The 21,030-nt window shown below is 65.6% G+C and carries 20 protein-coding genes; 14 read left to right on the plus strand and 6 right to left on the minus strand.

All coding sequences use genetic code 11. The annotated features are described in order from the left end of the window. The first annotated feature begins 552 nt into the window (after positions 1 to 552). The 3 genes from LJ655_RS00235 to LJ655_RS00245 are packed head-to-tail and all read left to right on the plus strand — an operon-like array spanning position 553 to position 6,441. A complete protein-coding gene (locus LJ655_RS00235) occupies positions 553 to 1,761 on the plus strand; it encodes an efflux RND transporter periplasmic adaptor subunit (protein ID WP_230559254.1) in 1,209 nt (402 codons plus the stop codon). An 11-nt stretch (positions 1,762 to 1,772) separates the two neighbouring features. After that, positions 1,773 to 4,967 (plus strand): multidrug efflux RND transporter permease subunit, encoded by a 3,195-nt coding sequence (locus LJ655_RS00240; protein WP_230559255.1) that lies wholly within the window; start codon positions 1,773 to 1,775, stop codon positions 4,965 to 4,967. Continuing rightward, positions 4,960 to 6,441 (plus strand): efflux transporter outer membrane subunit, encoded by a 1,482-nt coding sequence (locus LJ655_RS00245; RefSeq protein WP_230559256.1) that lies wholly within the window; start codon positions 4,960 to 4,962, stop codon positions 6,439 to 6,441. Before LJ655_RS00240 ends, LJ655_RS00245 begins: the two co-directional genes overlap by 8 nt. Positions 6,442 to 6,504: 63 nt before the next feature. Here LJ655_RS00245 and LJ655_RS00250 read toward each other — a convergent pair whose 3' ends face one another. Next, positions 6,505 to 7,923: a trypsin-like peptidase domain-containing protein gene (locus LJ655_RS00250; RefSeq protein ID WP_230559257.1), complete on the minus strand. Its 1,419-nt coding sequence runs from the start codon at positions 7,921 to 7,923 to the stop codon at positions 6,505 to 6,507. A 311-nt stretch (positions 7,924 to 8,234) separates the two neighbouring features. On the opposite strand from LJ655_RS00250, the gene LJ655_RS00255 reads away from it, so the two are divergent. From LJ655_RS00255 to LJ655_RS00280, 6 genes are all read left to right on the plus strand, one after another. Further along, positions 8,235 to 8,756 (plus strand): 2,4'-dihydroxyacetophenone dioxygenase family protein, encoded by a 522-nt coding sequence (locus LJ655_RS00255; RefSeq protein ID WP_230559258.1) that lies wholly within the window; start codon positions 8,235 to 8,237, stop codon positions 8,754 to 8,756. A 106-nt stretch (positions 8,757 to 8,862) separates the two neighbouring features. Then, on the plus strand, positions 8,863 to 10,164 hold the full coding sequence (locus tag LJ655_RS00260) for an MFS transporter (protein WP_230559259.1): 1,302 nt from the start codon (positions 8,863 to 8,865) through the stop codon (positions 10,162 to 10,164). A 13-nt stretch (positions 10,165 to 10,177) separates the two neighbouring features. Beyond that, complete coding sequence (locus LJ655_RS00265) at positions 10,178 to 10,906, plus strand: SDR family NAD(P)-dependent oxidoreductase (protein ID WP_230559260.1); 729 nt, start codon at positions 10,178 to 10,180, stop codon at positions 10,904 to 10,906. 50 nt (positions 10,907 to 10,956) lie between these two features. Further along, positions 10,957 to 11,805: an IclR family transcriptional regulator gene (locus LJ655_RS00270; protein ID WP_230559261.1), complete on the plus strand. Its 849-nt coding sequence runs from the start codon at positions 10,957 to 10,959 to the stop codon at positions 11,803 to 11,805. A 154-nt stretch (positions 11,806 to 11,959) separates the two neighbouring features. Continuing rightward, positions 11,960 to 13,003 (plus strand): rod shape-determining protein, encoded by a 1,044-nt coding sequence (locus LJ655_RS00275; protein ID WP_230559262.1) that lies wholly within the window; start codon positions 11,960 to 11,962, stop codon positions 13,001 to 13,003. A gap of 22 nt (positions 13,004 to 13,025) precedes the next feature. Next, positions 13,026 to 13,544, plus strand: a complete 519-nt coding sequence (locus LJ655_RS00280; RefSeq protein WP_230559263.1) for an SLATT domain-containing protein — start codon at positions 13,026 to 13,028, stop codon at positions 13,542 to 13,544. Positions 13,545 to 13,560: 16 nt separating this feature from the next. Here LJ655_RS00280 and LJ655_RS00285 read toward each other — a convergent pair whose 3' ends face one another. Beyond that, the gene (locus tag LJ655_RS00285; RefSeq protein WP_230559264.1) at positions 13,561 to 14,256 is read right to left on the minus strand and encodes a YceH family protein; all 696 of its coding nucleotides are present in this window, start codon (positions 14,254 to 14,256) and stop codon (positions 13,561 to 13,563) included. Between the two features lie 194 nt (positions 14,257 to 14,450). On the opposite strand from LJ655_RS00285, the gene LJ655_RS00290 reads away from it, so the two are divergent. Beyond that, complete coding sequence (locus LJ655_RS00290; protein WP_230559265.1) at positions 14,451 to 14,681, plus strand: BON domain-containing protein; 231 nt, start codon at positions 14,451 to 14,453, stop codon at positions 14,679 to 14,681. Between the two features lie 85 nt (positions 14,682 to 14,766). Then, positions 14,767 to 14,895: a hypothetical protein gene (locus tag LJ655_RS30035; protein WP_268991284.1), complete on the plus strand. Its 129-nt coding sequence runs from the start codon at positions 14,767 to 14,769 to the stop codon at positions 14,893 to 14,895. Positions 14,896 to 14,955: 60 nt separating this feature from the next. Here LJ655_RS30035 and LJ655_RS00295 read toward each other — a convergent pair whose 3' ends face one another. The 4 genes from LJ655_RS00295 to LJ655_RS00310 all read right to left on the minus strand — a co-directional run bounded on the left by LJ655_RS00295 (position 14,956) and on the right by LJ655_RS00310 (position 18,875). Continuing rightward, entirely contained in the window at positions 14,956 to 15,654 is a 699-nt protein-coding gene (locus LJ655_RS00295; RefSeq protein WP_230559266.1) for an HAD family hydrolase, read from the minus strand. A gap of 92 nt (positions 15,655 to 15,746) precedes the next feature. Next, entirely contained in the window at positions 15,747 to 16,775 is a 1,029-nt protein-coding gene (gene gnd / locus LJ655_RS00300) for a phosphogluconate dehydrogenase (NAD(+)-dependent, decarboxylating) (RefSeq protein WP_230559267.1), read from the minus strand. 225 nt (positions 16,776 to 17,000) lie between these two features. Beyond that, positions 17,001 to 18,344: a sugar efflux transporter gene (locus LJ655_RS00305; protein WP_230559268.1), complete on the minus strand. Its 1,344-nt coding sequence runs from the start codon at positions 18,342 to 18,344 to the stop codon at positions 17,001 to 17,003. 234 nt (positions 18,345 to 18,578) lie between these two features. Further along, a complete protein-coding gene (locus LJ655_RS00310) occupies positions 18,579 to 18,875 on the minus strand; it encodes a DUF2628 domain-containing protein (RefSeq protein ID WP_230559269.1) in 297 nt (98 codons plus the stop codon). Between the two features lie 215 nt (positions 18,876 to 19,090). Here LJ655_RS00310 and LJ655_RS00315 point away from each other — a divergent pair, with 215 nt between their 5' ends. The 3 genes from LJ655_RS00315 to LJ655_RS00325 all read left to right on the plus strand — a co-directional run bounded on the left by LJ655_RS00315 (position 19,091) and on the right by LJ655_RS00325 (position 21,005). Next, positions 19,091 to 19,411: a thioredoxin family protein gene (locus tag LJ655_RS00315; protein WP_230559270.1), complete on the plus strand. Its 321-nt coding sequence runs from the start codon at positions 19,091 to 19,093 to the stop codon at positions 19,409 to 19,411. A gap of 56 nt (positions 19,412 to 19,467) precedes the next feature. Further along, the gene (locus LJ655_RS00320) at positions 19,468 to 19,887 is read left to right on the plus strand and encodes a secondary thiamine-phosphate synthase enzyme YjbQ (protein WP_230559271.1); all 420 of its coding nucleotides are present in this window, start codon (positions 19,468 to 19,470) and stop codon (positions 19,885 to 19,887) included. Positions 19,888 to 19,985: 98 nt separating this feature from the next. Continuing rightward, complete coding sequence (locus LJ655_RS00325; RefSeq protein ID WP_230559272.1) at positions 19,986 to 21,005, plus strand: class I fructose-bisphosphate aldolase; 1,020 nt, start codon at positions 19,986 to 19,988, stop codon at positions 21,003 to 21,005. Positions 21,006 to 21,030 lie beyond the last annotated feature (25 nt).

A 21,030-nucleotide genomic window follows, 5' to 3' on the forward strand; every position in this document is an offset into this window, starting at 1 on the left:
ACCTCCTTGTGGAAAAGTCGCGCGCGCAAGTGTTGCGCGATGACAAGCTGCTCGCGAGCCGGCGAGCCGGTGTCACCGAAACTGCTGCGCGCGTAAGTCGATCTTAGGCGATGGAATCGCACCAATGACGGTTTTCTCGTGCGAGAGCTGCCATGCCGGTGGCTTGGCACGAGAGTTGAAGCGTTCCCTTAGAGGTCTTGCAGTTTGCCGTTCACAATTAATTGTGAAATCAGACAGATCAATTTGATTTCAAAAAAACGAATGCGAATCGACTGTCAATTCCATTGAAATCGAAAGAAAACTCCGTTTGTCACCTGCCCCGGGCGAGGTCCCGTTAGGGCGTCCGCGGGCGCGTGCGCGCCATTGCGAGTCCATTCCACTCGCATCGGGCAGGAATGAATTGACAAGTCACCCAGACACGGTAGGATCAACGGAAATCTCTTCCGGGCATCATTCCGCCTCCCATTTCCAAATAGTTAAACCGACCGCAAACCGTTATACCGTCACTGATCTCGCGTGCAAAAAAGACTGCCTTGATCAAAGGAGTTTCTCTTGCCTAGCTCCGCATTCCGCCTGCGTAGTCGTGCCGCATCGCTGCTGATCATCGGTTTGCCGTTCCTGCTTGCCGCCTGCAACGAACGGCAGAACACGCCCACCGCCGCATCCATGCCGCCGGTTCCCGTGCTGGTCGAAACGGTTTCCACTACCGCTGTCGCCGATGTCGTCGAGTTGCCGGGCCGCATCGAGGCCGTGCGCAGCGCCGAGATTCGCGCGCGCGTCGATGGCATCGTCGAGCGCACGCTCTATCAGGAAGGCACGGATCTGCCGGCCAACGCCCCGCTCTTCCAGATCGACCCGCGCGACTATCGCGCACAGTTGGAGCAGGCCAAGGCGGCGCTGGCACGCGCGACCTCCGTGCGCGACAACGCGGCCTCGGTGGTGGACCGATTCAAGCCGCTCGTCGGCCGTCGCGCGGTCAGCGCTCAGGAATACGACGCCGCGCTCGCGACGATGCAGCAGGCCCAGGCCAACGTCGCCGACGCGCAGGCCGCCGTGTCACTCGCGCAACTGCGGCTCGATCGCTGCATCGTGCGCACGCCCATCGCCGGGCGCGCGGGCCGCGCGCTCGTCACTGAAGGCGCGCTCGTCAGCGCCGGCGCGGCGACGCTGCTCGCCCAGGTCAACCAGCTGACGCCCATCAACGCGGTGTTCACGCAGTCGAACACCGCGATGCTCGACATCGAGCAGCAGATCCAGTCGGGCACGCGCAAGCCGACCAGCATGAAGCACGTCGAGGTGCAGCTGATCCTCGCGAACGGCCAGCTCTACAACGAGCCGGGCTTTCTGGACTTCGCCGATCTCGTCGTCGATCCGTCCACCGGCACGCAGACGGTGCGCGCGCGGTTCGCGAATCCGGACCGCACGCTATTGCCGGGGCAGTTCGTGCGTGGGCGCATCATCGGGACGGGCAATCTGCAGGGCATTCGCATTCCCGAGCGGGCGGTGCAGATCGAGCACGGCGTAGCCAGCGTCGCGCTGGTCGCCGAGGACGGCACCGTGGTCCGCCGTAACATCGATCTCGGCGAACAGGGCGAAGGACGCTGGACCGTGCGCGCTGGTCTGAAGGCCGGTGAGCGGCTGATCGTCGATGGGTGGCAGAAAGTGCAGCCGGGTCAGCATGTCGACGCGAGGCCCGCGCCCAATGCGCCGCCGGCGGCGCAGCCGTCCGCCTCCCCCGCCACCGCATCGGCCGCGCACTGACGGGCTCGCCGATGAATCGATTCTTCGTCGCCCGGCCGGTTTTCGCGTGGGTCATTGCCCTTTTCATCGTGCTGTTCGGCGCGATCGCGCTTTCACTGCTGCCGGTCGAGCAGTATCCCGACGTCGCTCCGCCGTCGCTCAGCATCTCCGCAGTCTTCAGCGGCGCGGACGCGAGCACGCTCGAGCGCACCGTCACGTCGATCGTCGAAGACGAGATGAACGGCATCGAGAATTTCCTGTACATGTCGTCGGTGAGCCGCGCGAACGGCACGATGCAGATCACCGTGGTGCTGAAGCCCGGCACCAATCTCGACATCGCGCGCACCCAGGTGCAGGACCGGCTGAGCCGCGTCGAACCGCGCCTGCCGCTCGAAGTCCGCCAGATCGGCTTGAGCGTGACGAAGGCGTCGTCGGGCTTTCTGATGCTGGTTGCGCTGCAGGCGACCGACGCCACCACCAGCGCCGTCGCAATGGGCAACTTCGCGTCGAACAACATCATCAACGAACTGCGCCGTATCGACGGCGTCGGCGACGTGCAATTGTTCGGCTCGTCGTACGCGATGCGCATCTGGCTCGATCCGCGCAAGCTCGCGGGCTTCGGCCTGTCGGCGAGCGAGGTGCTGCAGGCGATCCAGGAGCAGAACAGTCAGACCGCGGGCGGCGGCCTCGGCGACCAGCCGATCGCGCCGGGCGCCGAATTCAATGCGCAGATCGTCACGCAAAGCCGCTTCTCGACGCCCGAGCAGTTCCGCGAAATCATCGTGCACGCGAATCCGGACGGCTCGACCGTGCGAGTCGGCGACGTCGCGCGAGTCGAGCTAGGCAACGACAGCTACGGCAACCGGCTGACCGTCAACGGCAAGGTGTCGGCCGGCATCGCGATCCAGCTCGCGAGCGGTGCGAACGCGCTCGCGGTCGCCAGGGCGGTACGCCAGCGAATGAACGAATTGCAGCCGATTTTCCCGCGCGGCGTCACATGGACCGTGCCGTTCGACACCACGCCGTTCATCACGACCTCGGTGAACGGTGTGCTCCGCACGATGGTCGAGGCGCTGCTGCTCGTGACCGTCGTGGTGTTCCTGTTCCTGCAGGACTGGCGCGCCACCGTGATTCCGACGATCGTCGTGCCGATCGCGCTGATCGGCACCTGTGCGGGGCTCTATCTGTTCGGGCTATCGATCAACATTCTGTCGCTGTTCGGCATGGTGGTCGCGATCGGTATTCTCAACGACGATGCGATCGTCGTCGTCGAAAACGTCGCGCGCGTCATGCGCGAGGACGGGCTCAGCGCGCCGCGCGCAACGGTCAAGGCGGTCGGGCAGATTTCGGGCGCGGCGATCGCGAGTACGCTGGTGCTCGTCGCGGTGTTCATTCCGATGGCGTTTTTCCCGGGATCGACGGGCGGCATCTACCGGCAGTTCTCGGTCACGCTGGCGGTGTCGATCACGCTGTCGACGCTGCTGGCGCTGACGCTCGGCGCGGCCATGTGCGCGGCGCTGTTGCGCAGCGAGGCGGCCGCCGGCGAGCGGCCGAAGAATGCGGCTTCGCGTCTGCTGCATCGCGTGTTCGACGGCTTCAATCGCGGGCTCGACGCGGGCACCACGCGCTATGTCGGCGGCGTCGACGCGATGTTGCGCTCGCCGTTGCGCTGGCTGCTGGTGTTCGTCGCGGCCTGCGCGATCACCGCGTTCTTCTTCCTGCGACTGCCGACCGGCTTTCTGCCGACCGAAGATCAGGGGCATATCTTCATCACGTACACGAGCGCGCCGGGTTCGACCGAACAGCGCACGCAGCACGCGATCGACCAGGTCGAGGCATTTCTGCGGCAGCAGCCGCAGGTGCGCAACATCGCGTCGGTAACGGGCTTCAGCTTCTTCGGCCAGGGACAATCGGCGGCACTGTCGTTCGTCGATCTGAAGCCGTGGGACGAGCGCCCGGGCGAGGCGAATTCGGCGAGCGCGCTGGTGCGTCGCGCGAACGGCGCATTCCAGCAGATTCCCGAGGCGTTCATTTTTGCGCTCGACCCGCCGGCGATTCCCTCGCTCGGTAACGCGACCGGCTTCACGATGAAGATCCAGGATCGCAGCGGCGTCGGTGGCGAAGCGCTTCAGCAGGCCGCGCGGCGCATGATGATCGAGGCGTCACAAAGTCCTGTGCTCGCTGGCGTGCGTGCCGAGGGCATGCCGGAGGCGCCGCAGCTCTACGTCGAGATCGACCGCGTGAAGGCCCGCGCGCTCGGCCTGCAGATCGGTCAGGTCAATCAGGCGCTGGCGTTGACGTTCGGCGCGAACTACGTGAACGACTTCGTGTTCGAGGGCAACGTGCTGCGTGTGCTACTGCAGGCGGATGCCGAACAGCGCATGCGCGCCGAGGACGTGACCTCGCTGCGCCTGCGCAACAACCGCGGCGAGATGGTGCCGTTCTCGACCTTCACGCGCGTGCGCTGGATTTCCGGGCCGCAGCAGCTCGAACGCTATAACGGCTTTCCGTCCGCGACGCTATCGGGCCAGGCCGCGCCCGGCCGCTCGAGCGGCGCGGCGATCGCCGAGATGGAGCGCATCGCGTCGCACGTGTTGACCGGCAACCTGAGCTACGAATGGACCGGCACCGCGCTCGAGGAAAAGCAGGCGGCCGGCCAGATCGGCTTGCTGCTGGGGCTGTCGCTCGTGGTCGTGTTCCTGCTGCTCGCGGCGCTGTACGAGAGCTGGGCGATTCCGGTGGCGGTGCTGCTGATCATTCCGTTCGGCGTGATCGGCGCGGTGGTGCTGACGATGCTGCGTGGACTGTCCGCGGACGTGTACTTCAACATCGGCCTCGTGACGATCATCGGCCTCGCGGCGAAAAACGCGATCCTGATCGTCGAGTTCGCGATCAAGGAGGAGTCGGAAGGAAAAGACGCGCTGGCCGCGGCGAGGAGCGGCGCGCAGCAGCGCCTGCGCCCTATTCTGATGACCAGCGTCACGTTCGTGTTGGGCATGATGCCGCTCGTGCTCGCAACCGGCGCGGGCGCCGCGAGCCGGCGCGCGGTCGGCACCGGCGTGATGGGCAGCATGCTGACCGCCACATTGTTCGGGATCTTCTTTACGCCGCTGTTCTACGTGGCCGCGCGGCGCTGGCTCAGCCGCAGGAAGCGCAGCGTCGATCTCGACGATGACGATTCGACGGCTGCGCCAGGGGAATTGGGTGGAGGACAGCGCGATGCGTAAGAGCCTGCTGTTGCCCCTCCTCTCGTGCTCGCTCGCTGCCTGCAATTTTGCGCCGAAGTATCAGCAGCCCCCACTGCCGATCGCCGATCGCTTCGACATGGCGGAGACGGCCAATCCGGCCACCGCGCGTCTGGCAAAGCAGGTCGACTGGCAGACGTTCTTCGCCGATCCGAAACTGAAGGCGCTCATCGAGAGGGCGCTCGAACACAACCGCGATCTCGCCGCGTCGATCGCGCGTATCGAGCAGGCACGCGCGTTTTATCGCATCCAGAACGCCGCGCGTTTGCCGCAGGTCAATGTGAACGGGAGCGCGACCCGCACGAAAACGCCGCTGGGTTCGATCGAACCCCAGTTCGAGAATACCGACGTCTCGGTCCAGTTCAACCAGTACAACGTGCAGGCCGCGGTGACGTCGTTCGAGCTCGACTTCTGGGGACGCGTGCGCAACGCCAGCGAAGCGGCGCGGCGCCGCTATCTCGCGAGCGTCGACGCACAGCATGCGTTCAGGTTGTCACTGATCGGCAATGTCGCGTCGAACTACTACGCGATCCGCTCGGGCGAGGAAGGCATCGAGCTCGCCCAACGGACGCTCGACAGCCGTCGCTACGCGCTCGAAGTCGCCAGGCTGCGGCTCGACGCGGGCGTCACCTCGACCGTCGATTACGACCAGGCCGCCATTCTTGTCACGCAGGCGCAGACGCAACTCGCGGAGCTGCAAAGGACTACCGCGCAGCAACGCCATCTGCTCGAAGTGCTGATCGGCGGGCCGCTGACCGAGCCGCTGACCGAGCCGCTACCGCAAGCGCCGCCGATCGCCGACGCCGCGCAGTTCCGCGAGCTCGATGCAGGCTTGCCCTCCGCGTTGCTGATCGATCGGCCGGACATCCAGCAGGCCGAGCAGCAGCTGCGCGCGGCCGATGCCGACATCGGCGTGGCGCGCGCGGACTTCTTTCCGCGCATCGCGCTGACGGGCAGCTTCGGTTATGTGTCGCCGGAACTCGGCGATCTGTTCGAGCCGGCCAAGCAGGCGTGGACGTTCGGCGCGCTGGTGGGCATGCCGATCTTCGATGCGGGTCAGCGCCGGGCGCAACTCGCCGCGACGCGCGCGCGGCGCGACGAACTGGTCGCCGATTATCAGCGCACCGTGCAGAACGCGTTTCGTGAGGTCTCCGATGCACTGGTCGCGCGGCAACGCTACAAGGAGCAGATCGCGGCCCAGGAACAGGCGGTGCAGGCGCAGCGGCAACTGGCCGAGACGGCCGAGCTGCGCTACGAAAACGGAATCTCGATCTATCTCGAGGTGGTGGATGCGCGACGCAATCAGTTTGCCGCCGAGCAGCAATTGATCCAGCTTCGGGCGACCGCGTTGCAAAACGGGGTGTCGCTTTACGTCGCGTTGGGGGGCGGCCCCGACGAACCGCAGGACGCTTCGCAAAGCACGTCGCAAGCGGAGCCGGGCCAGCCTTCCAACTGAGGCACGCGCGCTACATCAGCGCGCCGTGCCGGCCGCCGGCATTGCACCGGCGGGCTCAACTCATCAGCCAAGCGTCACGTTGACCGACGCTTGCGCACCATCGCGCACCACGGTGACGGACACGCTGTCGTCCGCCTGGGCGATCATGCGGCGCAGCTGCTCGACGCCGCGAACCACCTTGCCGTCGACGGCAACGATGATGTCGCCTGCCTGAATGCCGGCTTCGGCGGCCGGACCGGTGGCCTGCTGCACCACCACGCCGCCCGGCAACTGCGCTTCCTGCTGCTCGTCCTCGGTCAACGGACGCACGGCGACGCCGAGACGCGGTCGGTTTTGCTGCTGCGGCTGTTCCTGCTGCTGTTCACGCGGTTCAGCCGAGGCCAAATCCGACGCTTGCTGGCCGCCCACCGTCACCGTCAGCTTGCGCTCGCCGCCGTTACGCCACACGCTGATCGTCGCTTCACTGCCCGGCGAGAGCTGCGCGACCTGCCCGACCAGTTCGGCCGTATTGTTGATGTGCTTACCGTTCACGCCGACGATCACGTCACCCTGGCGCAGACCGGCCGCTTGCGCGGGGCCGCTCGGATCGACCGAGCCGACCAGTGCGCCGCCCGTCGAATCGAGGCCGAGCGCCTTCGCCTTGTCGGCGCTGAGCGGCTGCACGCCCACGCCGATGCGGCCTCGGCTCACGTGGCCCGTGCGCACGAGCTGATCTTTCACATGCATCGCCGCGTCGATCGGAATCGCGAACGACAGGCCCTGGAAGCCGCCGGTGCGCGAGTAGATCATCGAGTTGATGCCGATCACTTCGCCGTTCAGGTTGAACAGCGGACCACCCGAGTTGCCCGGGTTGACCGGCACGTCGGTCTGGATGAACGGGATCGGGCTGTCGTCGGACATCGAGCGCGATTTCGCGCTGATGATGCCCGAGGTCACCGTGCTGTCGAAGCCGTACGGCGAACCGATCGCCACGACCCATTCGCCGACCTTGCTGTTGTCCGGATTGCCGATCTTCACGGTCGGCAGATTCGTCGCGTCGATCTTCACGACGGCCACGTCGCTGGCCTTGTCCTTGCCGATCACGCGGGCGCGGAATTCGCGGCCGTCGGTGAGCTTCACACTCACGCTGGTCGCGCCGTCGACGACGTGATTGTTGGTCAGGATGTAACCGTCCTGGCTGATGATGAAGCCCGAGCCGAGTGCTTCGCCGCCGCTCTTGCGCTGACCGTTTTCATCGATGGAGGCGGCTTCTTTCACGCCGATATGCACGACCGCCGGGCCATAGCGCGACACGATGCCGGAGAAGTCCGGCGCCGACGAGCGCGAGCCGGCGATATCCGCCGTCGCGCGCAGTGCCGACGCCGGGCCCTGCGCGTCGTTCACGGACGCATCGGCATTGCGATGGCTGAGCGCGTACGCACCACCGATTGCGAGTGCAACGCAGATCGCAGCGCTACCGCGCCAATAGTTTTTCGTGGTCATAGTCCTATGGTGTTGCCGATGGTTACGTGATGGGTGCGTAATGTAGTGGCCTCCACTTAAAGCAGGCTTAAAGATGGTGTTCGATCAGGACAAGCGCGCGAGCCTTGATTGACGGGCTATCCGCGTGTCGGGCGCGGACGCGGCGACCGGTGCACGCGCATCTTTCGCGCGATCTGCGGATGAGTCGCGACCCGTAATTTCCCCAGGATTGACCTCACCGAACCCGGTTCCGATAATAACCATATGGTGGACTCAAAATCCACAATGTGGACATTCGGTTTTTTTCAGCACAATTATGCGAGGAATTTCCCATGCCCGCGGCCGATCAACCCGACCTGACGCCGTACCAGTTGCCGTTCCCCAAGGAAGCGCAAAAGGAAATCGTGGTGCCCTGCGCGATTCCGGCCGACGAGCGCCTGTGGGTTCCACAGGCCGAAAACGTGTCGTTCCGCCCGCTATGCCTGAATGTGTCGCAGGGATACTGGATGAATCTGCTGCGCGTGCGCCGCTCGGGCGTGCTGAGCCGGCACCGTCATCCGCAAGGCGTGCATGGCATGGTGCTCAAGGGCCGCTGGCGCTATCTCGAGCATGACTGGGTCGCAACCGAAGGCAGCTACGTCTACGAACCGCCCGGCGAAACGCATACGTTGTACGTGCCCGAAGACGTCGAGGAAATGATCACGTACTTTCAGGTCAACGGCGTGATGTTCTATTGCGATCCCTACGGCAACTACACCGGCTACGAAGATGTCTTCACGAAGATCGACATGTGCCGCAAGCACTACGTGGCGGTCGGCCTGGGCGAAGACTACGTCGAGCAGTTCATCCGGTAAAAGGCCGCAACCGGCCCCGCAAAACAACAGCGGCAACACCGCAATACCGAGAGGCACGGCAGCACCATTCCCACACCAGCAGGACACATTGCGCAGGAGACAAAACATGCTTCAGAAGTCGCAGCGTCTGAAACGTATCCAGGTGGTCGCCGTCGTCTTCCTGACGGTCGCGGGCATCGTCAACTATCTCGACCGCAGCACGTTGTCGATCGCGAATCATCTCGTCAGCGAGGAATTGCATCTATCGGCTTCGCAGATGGGGCTTCTGCTGTCCGCTTTCTCCCTGTCGTACGCGTTCGCGCAGTTGCCGGTCGGCGCGCTGCTCGACCGCTTCGGTTCGCGCGTGATGCTCGGGTTCGGCATGCTCGTATGGTCGATCGCGCAAGTTGCGGGCGGCTTCATCCAGACGCTCAATCAGTTTCTGAGCGCGCGCGTCGTGCTCGGCATCGCCGAGGCGCCGCTGTTTCCGGCCGGCGCAAAGGTCGTCAGCGAATGGTTCGCGGTACGCGAGCGCGGCACGCCGATCGGCACGTTCATCTCGTCATCGACCATCGCGCCGATGATCGCGCCGCCGCTGCTCACGGTGCTGATGCTTTCCTTCGGCTGGCGCACGATGTTCGTGATCATGGGCGTGATCGGCATCGCCGTCGCGCTCGCCTGGTACGTCGTTTACCGCAATCGCAGCGAAATCGCGCTGAGCGCGGAAGAAACCGCGCATCTGAACGAAGGCGCGACCACCCAGGAAAACCCGCCGGGCTTGAGCTTGTCCGAATGGGGCGCGCTGTTCAAGCTGCGTAACACGTGGGGCATGATTTTCGGCTTCATGGGCGTGATCTACATGGTGTGGCTCTATCTGACCTGGCTGCCCGGCTACCTGGAGCGCGAGCGTCATCTGAGCATCGCGCATACCGGCTGGGTCGTCGCGATTCCGTATGTGTTCGGTACGATCGGCATGGCGAGCAGCGGCCTGATCGCCGACTATCTGTTCAAGCGCGGCATGGCGCCGATCCGCAGCCGCAAGTGGCCGCTGTGTGTCGGCCTCGTCGGTGCGGCCGCGTTCACGGTGCCGGCCGCCTATACGCCGAGCACGACGCTCGCGATCGTCTATGTGTCGCTCGCGATGCTGTTCGTGAACCTCTCCAGCGGCAGTGCGTGGGCGCTCGTCAGCGTCGCCGCGCCTCGGCACCTGGTGGCGTCGCTCGGCAGCATGCAGAACTTCGGCGGCTATCTGGGCGGCTCGTTCGCGCCGGTCATCACCGGCATCGTGGTCGATCAGACGCATTCGTTCGTCGACGCGCTCCTGATCAGCGCCGCCGTCGCGTTCGCGGCGGCGCTCGTCTATCTGTTCGTCGTCAAGGAAGTGGCGCCCGCGCCGCTCGCGAGTTCGGTCGAGCCTCAACCCACCTGATGCGGTTTCCCCCATGACATTCCAGAACCAGCTACTCGAAGGCAAGGCCGCGCTCGTGACCGGCGGCTGGTCCGGGATCGGCGCGGCGATCGCCAACGCGCTCGCGCAACTCGGCGCGCACACGGTGGCGGCTGGCCTGCCGCTGCCCGAGGGCGCGCCTGATACGCTGAATCGCGAGATCCCGCGCGTCGTGCTCGATGTGCGTTCGGGCGACGCTGTCACCGCCGCGGTGAGCGCGTTCGAGCGTCTCGACATCGTGGTCAACTGCGCGGGCGTGATCAGCCGCGCCGAAGAGCACCGGCTCGACGTGTTCGAACGCGTGATGGATATCAACCTGAACGGCACGATGCGCGTGTGTGCGGCCGCGCGTTCCTTGCTGAAGGCGTCAGCGGGCTGCATCGTTAATACGGCGTCGATGCTGAGTTTTTTCGGCGGTGGTCTGGTGCCGGCGTATAGCGCGAGCAAGGGCGCGGTCGCGCAGTTGACGAAGTCGCTCGCGCTCGCGTACGCGGCCGACGGTGTTCGTGTCAATGCGATCGCCCCGGGCTGGATCGCGACGCCGCTCACGCAGGCGTTGCAGGATGACGATGACCGCTCGCAGGCGATTCTGAAGCGCACGCCCCTGCGCCGCTGGGGTACGCCCGAGGAAGTCGCGCAAGTCGCGGTGTTTCTGTGCACGCCGGCGGCATCGTTCATGACGGGCGCGATCGTGCCGGTCGACGGCGGGTATCTCGTCGCGTGATCGAGCCGCGTGAAGGCATAATTGCGTACCCCCTCCGCTGCCTCCATGTGATGTCGAGTTCCGCTTCCAAACCCGCTTCTCGCGCTCGCGCTGTTGGTGTCGGGCACACCGATCATAAAACCGGCAACAAGGCCGTCGCTGGCGCCGCCGCATTCTCGAAGTTCATCGCGGTACTGCAACTAATCGCCGATGCGCAAACGCCGCCCAACGTCGCGAAGCTGAGCGCGGCGAGCGGTTATCCGCGCCCGACCGTGCATCGCATCGTTGCCGCGTTACAAGCCGAAGGGCTGATCGTCGCAACCGGTGGCGGCAGCACCTTTGGCCTTGGGCCTCGGCTGATCAATCTCGCCAGTCATAGCTGGGAGCGTTCGGACCTGCGGCTCGCGGCCGTCGACGTCTTGCAGGAACTGCGCGACTTCACCTCGGAGACGATTCACCTCGCGGTGCCGAGCCAGGGCCAGATGGTCTACATCGAGAAGCTGGAGAGCCCGCACGCGGTGCGCATGGCCTCGCGCATCGGCACGCGGGTGTCGTTGACGTCGAGTTCGGTCGGCAAGGCGTATCTGGCGACGCTCACGGAGTCCGAGCGCGAGGCGCTGCTGAAGGACGCGCCGCTCGAACGTTTCACCGAGCACACATTGACCGATCTCGACGCCGTGCGCCGGGAACTCGAGGCGACCGCGCAACGCGGCCACGCGCAGGATCGCGAGGAGAACGAAGCATCGATCTGCTGCTACGGCGCGGCGATTCGCGGCGCGGACGGCCGGGCGGTCGGCTGCGTGAGCATCAGCATACCGACCTTCCGCCATCGCGACGATGTGCAAATCGCTTACATCGATCCGCTGCTGGCGGCGTGCCGCACGATCGCGGCGCGGCTCGGGCCAGCGAGCGAAAGATAGCGGAGAGTCCTGCCGCCGCGCGGCCGCGCGCGTCGATAAACTGCTATTCTTTCTGTCGCGCGGCCGCTCCTGCCGCGCGCCGCGTGCAAGCGGCAGACCCCGACAGCCTCCGGGCGGCGCTCACGCGCCCGACTACGCAAAGACAGGAATACGCATGTTCGGTTTTCTGCGCGGCTACTTTTCAAACGATCTCGCGATCGACCTCGGCACGTCGAACACGCTGATCTACATGCGCGGCAAGGGCATCGTGCTCGACGAGCCCTCGGTCGTGTCGATCCGCCAGGAAGGCGGCCCGAACGGCAAGAAGATCATTCTCGCCGTCGGCCGTGAAGCGAAGCAGATGCTCGGCAAGGTGCCGGGCAACATCGAAGCGATCCGCCCGATGAAAGACGGCGTGATCGCCGATTTCAACATCACCCAGCAGATGATCAAGCGCTTCATCCAGATGGCGCACGAGTCGCGGCTGTTCGCACCGTCGCCGCGCATCATCATCTGCGTGCCGTGCGGCTCGACCCAGGTCGAGCGCCGCGCGATCAAGGAAGCCGCGCATAGCGCGGGCGCCTCGCAGGTCTATCTGATCGAGGAACCGATGGCCGCCGCGACGGGCGCGGGCCTGCCGGTGTCGGAGGCGACGGGTTCGATGGTCGTCGATATCGGCGGCGGCACGACCGAGGTCGGCGTGGTCTCGCTCGGCGGGATCGTCTACAAGGGTTCGGTGCGCGTCGGCGGCGACAAGTTCGACGACGCGATCGTCAACTACATCCGCCGCAACTACGGCATGCTGATCGGCGAGCAGACAGCCGAGGCGATCAAGAAGGAAATCGGCTCCGCCTTTCCGGGCTCCGAGGTCATGGAGATGGAAGTGAAAGGCCGCAACATGTCCGAGGGCATTCCGCGCAGCTTTACGGTGTCGAGCAACGAGATCCTCGAAGCGCTGACCGATCCGCTGAACCAGATCGTGTCGTCGGTGAAGATCGCGCTCGAACAGACACCGCCCGAACTCGGCGCGGACATCGCCGAGCGCGGCATCATGCTCGCGGGCGGCGGCGCGCTGCTGCGCGATCTGGACCGCCTGCTGGCCGAAGAAACGGGTCTGCCGGTGTTCGTCGCCGAAGGGCCGCTCACCTGCGTCGTGCGCGGCTCGGGCATGGCGCTCGAGCGGATCGAAAAATTCGGCAGTTCGTTTTCCTACGACTGACGCGCGTGCCGAACACTGAGCGATGACGCCCCTGCCCGCCTACGAGCCGCCTCTCGATGAAACCGAGTTGCTGTTGAAATGGATCCGCCGCGCGCGCGAATCGCAGATGAGCCATTACGACATGGCGGACCTGCTGTCGGCGCGCGAGCGCGGCATGGGCTGGCTCGTGACCGCGCTGAGCGCGTTCGTCGGCACGGCGGTGTTCGCGTCGCTGAGCGCGGCACCGATATCGACCGAGATGCGGATTTTCGTTGGACTCGTCAGCGTGGCGGCGGCGCTATCGGCCGCGCTGCAGACGTTCCTGCGCTATGCCGAGCGTGCCGAGAAGCATCGCGCGGCCGGTGCGCGCTATGGCGCGGTGCGCCGGCGGCTCGAAGCGGTGTTTGCCGGCGACGCCGATGCGCGCGAAGCGCACTACCTCACCTCGATCCGCATCGAGCTCGACCGGCTCGCCGAAGACTCTCCGAACGTGCCGCCGCATATCTTCTATCGCACGCAGCGCAACCTGCGGGTCGACAGGCCACGCCGGCGGGATACGTAAACGAGCGGGCTGCCGATCACAAATCGTCCGTGCTGATCCCCAACTCTGTTGCCATGCGCCGCACGACGGCCTGCAGCCGCGTGAGTTCGTCGGCGAGACGCTTCTGCTCCGCTTTCAGCGCCTCGTATGCGGACGGCGGCACGCTGTCGTCGGAGGCGGCCGCGGACTGGGCCGTCTCGTTGATGCTGACCTCGCCGCACAGCAGATGCATCCAGCGAGGCTCGCGCTCGCCCGCCATGCGCGGCAGCCGGATGACGCGTGGCGGCTCGCTCGCGGCAAGCTCATCGAGAAACGCCTCGACCGACGAAATATCGGCGAATCCATGCAGGCGCGCGCTGTTCAGGCGCAATTCGGCGGCCGTTTGCGGGCCGCGCAACAGCAGCGTGGTCAACAGTGCGATCGACTGGGCCGGCAGGCCGAGCACGCGATTCATGTTGTGCTCGAAGCGCGGCACCCGGCTGCTGCTGCCTTCGAACACGAGGCTCAGGCGTTTCAATCCGTCGATCGCGGTCAGCACCTCGGCCTCGCTCGCGTTCATCACCGGCGAGCGGCCGGTCTTCTGATTGCAGCCGAGCGTCAGCGCGTTCAGCGACAACGGATAACTATCAGGCACGGTGTGCTGTTTCTCGACGAGCACGCCGAGAACACGTCCTTCGAGCACGGTCAGCGCGCGCAGCGAGGGTCGGGAAGGAGCGTCAGGAGTCGTATTCATGGGGCGGCCAGGTCTCGTGGAGAATGCGCGCGCCGTTCGCAGGAGAAGGCGCGTTCTGTCAGGTGGGCATTATGACAAACGTGGCAAGTTCTGCGCGGGGGGAATCCGCCCTCTCCCGGCTAGCGTTCACGCGGCCAAAATCCGCCGCATCTGGTAGTGTGAACGGATCAGCATTGCGTTTGCTGGGGGAACCCGTGGCATCCAGCCGCCTGACCGACACGCAGATCGCAGCCGAAGCGGCGCGCCGCCTTGCGTGGGACGCGGCCGTTCCGCCGGGCGCCGTGCGTGTGAAAGTCGCGCGGGGGCGCATCACGCTGTCGGGCGAGCTTCGGAGCGAAGCACAGCGCGCCGCGATGCTCGAAGACGTGACGCGGCTGTTCGGCGTGACCGGCGTCGCGGACCGCACTGTCGTGAGGATGGGCTGACGCGGTTCAGCCCAAGCCTGCCTGCTGCAGCAGCACCGGTGCGGAATTTCCCTTTCGTGTTCCTTGTCCCGGATCAATGGCCGCCATGTCGACATCGCCCCGTGCGCTCAAAGTGCTCAAGACTTTGGTCCTGACGTTCGTATTCCTTTGCCTGGGCATCGCCGTGCCAGTCGGCGTATTCGGGCTGCTCGTGAAGCTGTTCGGCCACGGTTAGCGCAGCGGCGTGGCTGCCCGTGTGCCGATGCTCGCGCCGCGCGATGTGTATGCCCGCGAGCTAATCGCCCCTCGCGCGACGCAACAGACTTTCCACGTCGATCGCCGCCAACTCGCCAATCCGCTCCACTGTCACGTCGGCGGGCGGATTGCTGGCGATTTCCTTCGGGTCCAAGGCATAGTGCCCCTGGCGCGGAAACACGGTCGTCAGCCGCGCGCCCCATGACTTCTTCATCGCGCTCAGAATCCGCAGCTTGTCGTCGACCATCACGTAATGGCGCGCCGGATAGCACTCCATCACCTGATCGAGCATCAACTCCTTGTGGATATAGATCAGCACGCGCCCGCCGACTTCGTCCCACAGACCCGAGCGCGAAATCTTGCGCGGCTGGAACACGACGTCGCCATCGGACAGGATCACCGTAGGCCCGTATTGGCCGACATGCCGCAGCGCGTCGAGCGCTCCCGGATAGAGCCGGTTCGCAAACGGATACCCGATCAGGAACGACGACATCAACAGCAGGCGCGTGTCGCGTGGATGCTCGGTCCGGTAGCGTTGCAGCGCGCCGAGGTAGTCGGCGTAGCCAAGCTCGACGCGCAGGTTCTCGAAGATTTCCCAGTAGCGCGCACTGTTCTCCTCGCCGAACTGGCCCATCATATGCGCGCGCAGATCCTGCAACACGTGATCATTGTCGAGCAGCGTGTTGTCGCAATCGAATAGAAACACGACGTCGTGCGGCGTGGCGGTGGTGTGTGGCATCGAAGCTCCTTAGGGCGGTTCGCGGGGACGATTCGCCGGACCGCCGGACCGGCGTGAAAACGGGCTTGGGCTCGCGGCTGGCCTGACCTGTTTCAGCCGCCGCCCGCCGCGGCCGGTTTTTCCGCGTGGCCGCCGAAATCGTGCCGCATCGCGGACAGCACGCGGTTCGCGAAATCGGCCTCGCCGCGCGAACTGAAGCGCGCGAACAACGCCGCGCTGAGCACGGGCGTCGGCACGCCTTCATCGATGGCCGCGGCGAGGGTCCAGCGGCCCTCGCCCGAATCCGACACGCGGCCCGTGTAGTCTTTCAATTCGGTGTCGCTGGCGAGCGACCCGGCAATCAGATCGAGCAGCCAGGAGCCGATCACGCTGCCGCGGCGCCACACCTCGGTGATATCGGCCAGGTTCAGATCGTACTGGTAGAACTCGGGACGCCGCAGGGGCGACGTTTCGGCATCGGCTGCGCGCCCGTGCTGACCGGCGTCGGCGTGGCGCAGCACGTTCAGACCCTCGGCATACGCGGCCATCAGGCCGTACTCGATGCCGTTATGGACCATCTTGACAAAGTGCCCCGCGCCTTGGGGGCCGCAGTGCAGAAAGCCCTGCTCGGCGGTACTCGCGCCCGCCGGGCGGCCCGGCGTCGCGCTCGCCGCGCCCGCACCCGGCGCGAGCGTCGAGAAGATCGGTTCGAGCCGTTTCACGACTTCGGCCTCGCCCCCGATCATCAAACAATAGCCGCGTTCGCGCCCCGCCACGCCGCCGCTCGTGCCCACGTCCACATAGTGAAGCTGACGCGCGCCGAGTTGCTGGCTGCGGCGGATGTCGTCGTGATAGTAGGAGTTGCCGCCGTCGATCACGATGTCGCCCGGTTCGAGCAGCGGCACGAGTTTGTCGAGCGTCGCGTCGACCACCGCCGCGGGCACCATCAGCCACACGGCGCGGGGCTTGTCGAGTTGCGCGACGAGGTCTTCGAGCGAACTCGCGCCGGCTATGCCCTCCTGCTTCAGCCGGTCGACCGCCGCGGGCTGCACGTCATACACGATGCATTGCTGAGCGCCTCTCGTCAGGCGCCGCACCATGTCGGCACCCATCCGTCCCAATCCAATCATCCCTAGCTGCATGGCTCGCTCCCGAAGATGCTGCGTTGCGCCGTCTGATTTTATGGTCGCCGTGTTGCGTGTGCGTGGCTGCCCTTAAGCATAGGCGCTGTGTCGAGAATTGCGCCGATGGGGTCGAACCGAGCCGCCTCTTTTTGCAGAGGCGGGGTACGGTTCGAAGTTTCGCGAGTTCCGCGCGGCTCCAAGGGCGGCGCGTACGGACGAACGGGAGCGCGACGGACTCCCCCGCTATTCGCTACGCTCCGTCACGCGCGCGCCGCGTCGCGCGGCCAGCTTCGCGTATTGCGCTGCCGCCAGTCGCTTCACCGCGCGCCACATCACCGGATAGCGATAGCCGGGCACCGCGAACAGTACCAGCGCGCCCAGCGCGAGCAGCCCGCAGACCAGGAACGTGCCGCGATAGCTGAACGCTTGCACGAGCAGCCCCGACAGCACGCCCGACAGGATCGAGCCGACCCGCGCCGCATTGAAGAACAGCGCGGTCGCGCGGCCGGGCGAATGCGGCATCAGATCCTGCACGTAGGTCATGCCGAGGCACGAGGTCACGGCGACCACGAACGCGTTGAGCATCTGCATCGGGATCAGCACGTTGACGGTGCCTGCCAGCGACATCGCGACGAAGTACACCGCATGCACGGCGGCGCACGCGGCCAGCCAGTTCGGTTTGTGCAGCGACGACGACTTCGCGCCGAGCGCGAGCATCATTGGGATTTCGGTCAGCGCGCCGAGGCCGAGCATCACCGACACATCGAGGTGTGTGCCGTTCAGCCCGTGCACGATGTAAAGCGGCAGCACGATCATCGTCGCGTTCGCGGCGAGGCCGAGCAGCGTCAGCGCGGTCACCGAGCGCAAGATGTCGTTCGCCGAGGCGCTCGGCAGTGTTTCGCGCGCGTCCTCGCTGGGCTGCCTCAGCGGCGGCACCGTGATCGACGCGGACGGCTCCGACGCGGTGTCCTCGACCGTGTGATCGCCGAGATGGCTGCGCGGCTCGCGCATGCGCCAGACGATGAAGCCGCAGATCGCGAAGCTCGTGGCCGCGAACAGGAACAAGCCCACGAAACTGCTGGCGGCGAGCACCAGCGCGCCGACCGACGGTCCGAACACCCACGCGGCAGACAGGATCGTACGCAGCGTCGCGCTCGCGAACGCGCGCTCGCCGGGGTCCGGCACCGGCAGCGCCGCGCGGCTGAACGAAAACACCATCGAGATCGCCGAGCCGCCCGCGCCGATGAAGACGATGCCGACCACCAGCAGCAGCCGGTAATCGCGCACCACGCACAGACACAGATAACCGAGCGCGGCCGCGATCAGCGTCGCGAGCAGCAACGGCCGATGCTGCCCGCTCCTGTCGCTCCAGCGCCCGGCGAGCGTACTCGCGAGCACGCCGCTCGCGGCGATCGAAGTCATGAACACGCCAAGCCGGAACGGCGTCATGCCGGCGCGTTCGATGCCGAACAAAGACAGATACGGTGCGGTGAAGGACATCGCCACACCGAGCATGAGGGTGGCGGCGGCAAGCGGCTTGAAGCCAGGAATGCGAAGCAGGTCGAAAAATCGCGCAGTTTTCAACACGGGGATGGTGGCTGGAGTGGAGCGGGCCTCGTTGCGCATGAATCCGCAGCAAGGCACGATAGTCGCCGGGAGTTCGGGGCCGGAACGACCGGGGCATTATCGACCTGTGGCGCGGCTCGCGCAAACCCGCGAAGGGTTGTCCCAAATCCGTGAGCGGCGCCGTGCGGGGCGGATGCGTACCGTTACATGCAGTGAGCATGAAACGCCGCCATGACCGCTTGAATTCATCTTCGATCAGACCACGACGTAGCCACGCTGTTCGAGCGTCCAGCGATGCCACCGGTTGCCATACACGCCGCAGGCGAGCGCGAACACGATCGACAGCGCGAATCCGATCAGATCGGCCGTCTCGCCCCACAGGCCGATGCCGAGCAGGATCACGTTGATGCCGAGCATCACGAACGCGGCGAACCACATTCTTTTCGACAGCGCCCAGATGAAGCCGAGCAGACACGCCCCCCAGCTGAAGCCGGTCGCAACCGCGACAGGTTCCTTGTATTGCGGATGTTGCAAATAGATTCGCGGGTTCATTTTTGCCAGGTTCTTTGCAATGACGCGACGCGTCGATCGGCCGGGCACGCGCGCACCGCTTTTTAACACATCGCGGCGAAACTGCGCGCGCGGCAGCGCACGACCGCCTCGCTGACGATCCGCGGCATAGCTGCTACCCTTTGCACATACACTCGCGACACGCCGCGACCAGCCGGCACGACGCGCGCGACCGTCCAATCAGCCGCGGAGCCCGCATGACCACCCCGACAGCTTATTCCCCGCAAGCGTTGACACGCGCCGAGCTCGACGCGCTGCCCGGCGTTACCATCGTCGAGTTCGGCACCAACTGGTGCAGCATTTGCCAAGGCGCGCAGGCGACGATCAGGCAAGCGCTCGCGCCCCACGCGGGCCTGCGGCATCTGAAGATCGAGGACGGCCCCGGCCGGCCGCTCGGCCGTTCGTTCAAGATCAAGCTGTGGCCGACGCTCGTGCTGATGCGCGACGGCGCCGAGCTCGCGCGCGTGGTGCGGCCACGCAGCGCCGAGGATATCGAGGATGCATTCGCGTCGCTCTGATTCGCGCCGCGCGTAGGCGCCCGTCATCCACTACCTCATCGCGCTACCCATCCGACATGCGCCAAGCCATCCATCACCTGAGCGTCCAGACCCGTGGCCGCGGTCTCGTCGAATTTACCGACGACGCGCGCCGCTTCGTCGATGACACGGACATCCGTACGGGTCTGCTCACCGTATTTTGCCGGCACACGTCGGCGTCTCTGTTGATTCAGGAGAACGCCGACCCGTCGGTGCGGCGCGATCTGGAGCGCTACTTCGAGAGCATCGCGCCCGAAGACGTCGAGCGCTACGAGCACGACACCGAAGGACCCGACGACATGCCCGCGCATCTGCGCGCGGCGCTCACGCAGGTGCAACTGTCGGTGCCTGTCGAACATGGAAGGATGCTGCTCGGCACCTGGCAGGGGCTGTATCTGTTTGAACATCGGCGCCACGCGCAGCCTCGCGATCTCGTGCTGCATCTGCTCGGCGACTGACGCCGCACCGTTTCATCCACCGTCACGCGAAGGAATCCGTCACCGGCATCTCTTTCACTCACCGCATCGAACGGAGCCTACCAAAGGGAGCGCACCTCATGGACACCCGTAGCGAGCTGCAAGTCACAATCAACGCGATGGTTCAACCCGGCAAGGGCCTTCTCGCCGCCGACGAAAGCGGCCCGACCATCGCCAAACGCTTCAAGACGATCGGCCTCGAATCGACCGAGGAAAACCGCCGCGCCTATCGCAACCTGCTGCTGACGACACCGGGTCTCGGCGAGTTCGTGAGCGGCGTGATCCTCTACGAGGAAACGCTTCGCCAGAAGGCCGACGACGGCACGCCGTTCCCGCAGGCGGCCGCCGCGAACGGCGTCGTACCCGGCATCAAGGTCGACCTCGGCAAGGTGCCCCTCGCGCTCGCTCCGGGTGACGAAATAACCGAAGGCCTCGACGGCCTCGCCAAACGCTTCGTCGATTACAAGCGGCTAGGGGCGCGCTTCGCGAAGTGGCGCGCGGTCTACAACATCACGGCAAGCCTGCCGAGCCGGCTCGCCATAGAGGCGAATGCCGATTCGCTCGCGCGCTACGCGGCGATCAGCCAGGAGGCCGGCATCGTGCCGATCGTCGAACCCGAAGTGCTGATGGACGGCGATCATACGATCGAGCGTTGCGCCGAAGTGACCGAGGCCGTGTTGCACGAGGTGTTTCATGCGCTGCATAGGCATCGCGTGGTGCTCGAACATATCCTGCTGAAACCGAGCATGGTGCTGCCCGGCTCCGAGCATCAGCAGCAGTCGAGCACGGCGCATATCGCGGCGGCGACCGTGCGGGTGCTGAAGCGGACGGTGCCGGCGGCGGTGCCCGGTCTCGTGTTTCTGTCGGGCGGGCAATCGCCTGAAGAGGCGACCGTCAATCTCAATGCGATGAACCGGCTCGGTGCGCTGCCCTGGAATTTGAGCTTTTCGTACGGGCGCGCGTTGCAGGAGCCGCCGTTGCAGGCGTGGCGCGGCCAGCCGGGAAACGTCAAGGAAGCGCAGCAGGCGTTGCTCAAGCGCGCGCGTTTGAATGGGGCGGCCGCGCTCGGCAAGTATGAGGCGGCGATGGAGAAGGATTAAAGCCGCGCGGGCGGCAGGTTATTCG

Source organism: Paraburkholderia translucens, from assembly GCF_020881035.1.
Lineage (GTDB): Bacteria > Pseudomonadota > Gammaproteobacteria > Burkholderiales > Burkholderiaceae > Paraburkholderia > Paraburkholderia translucens.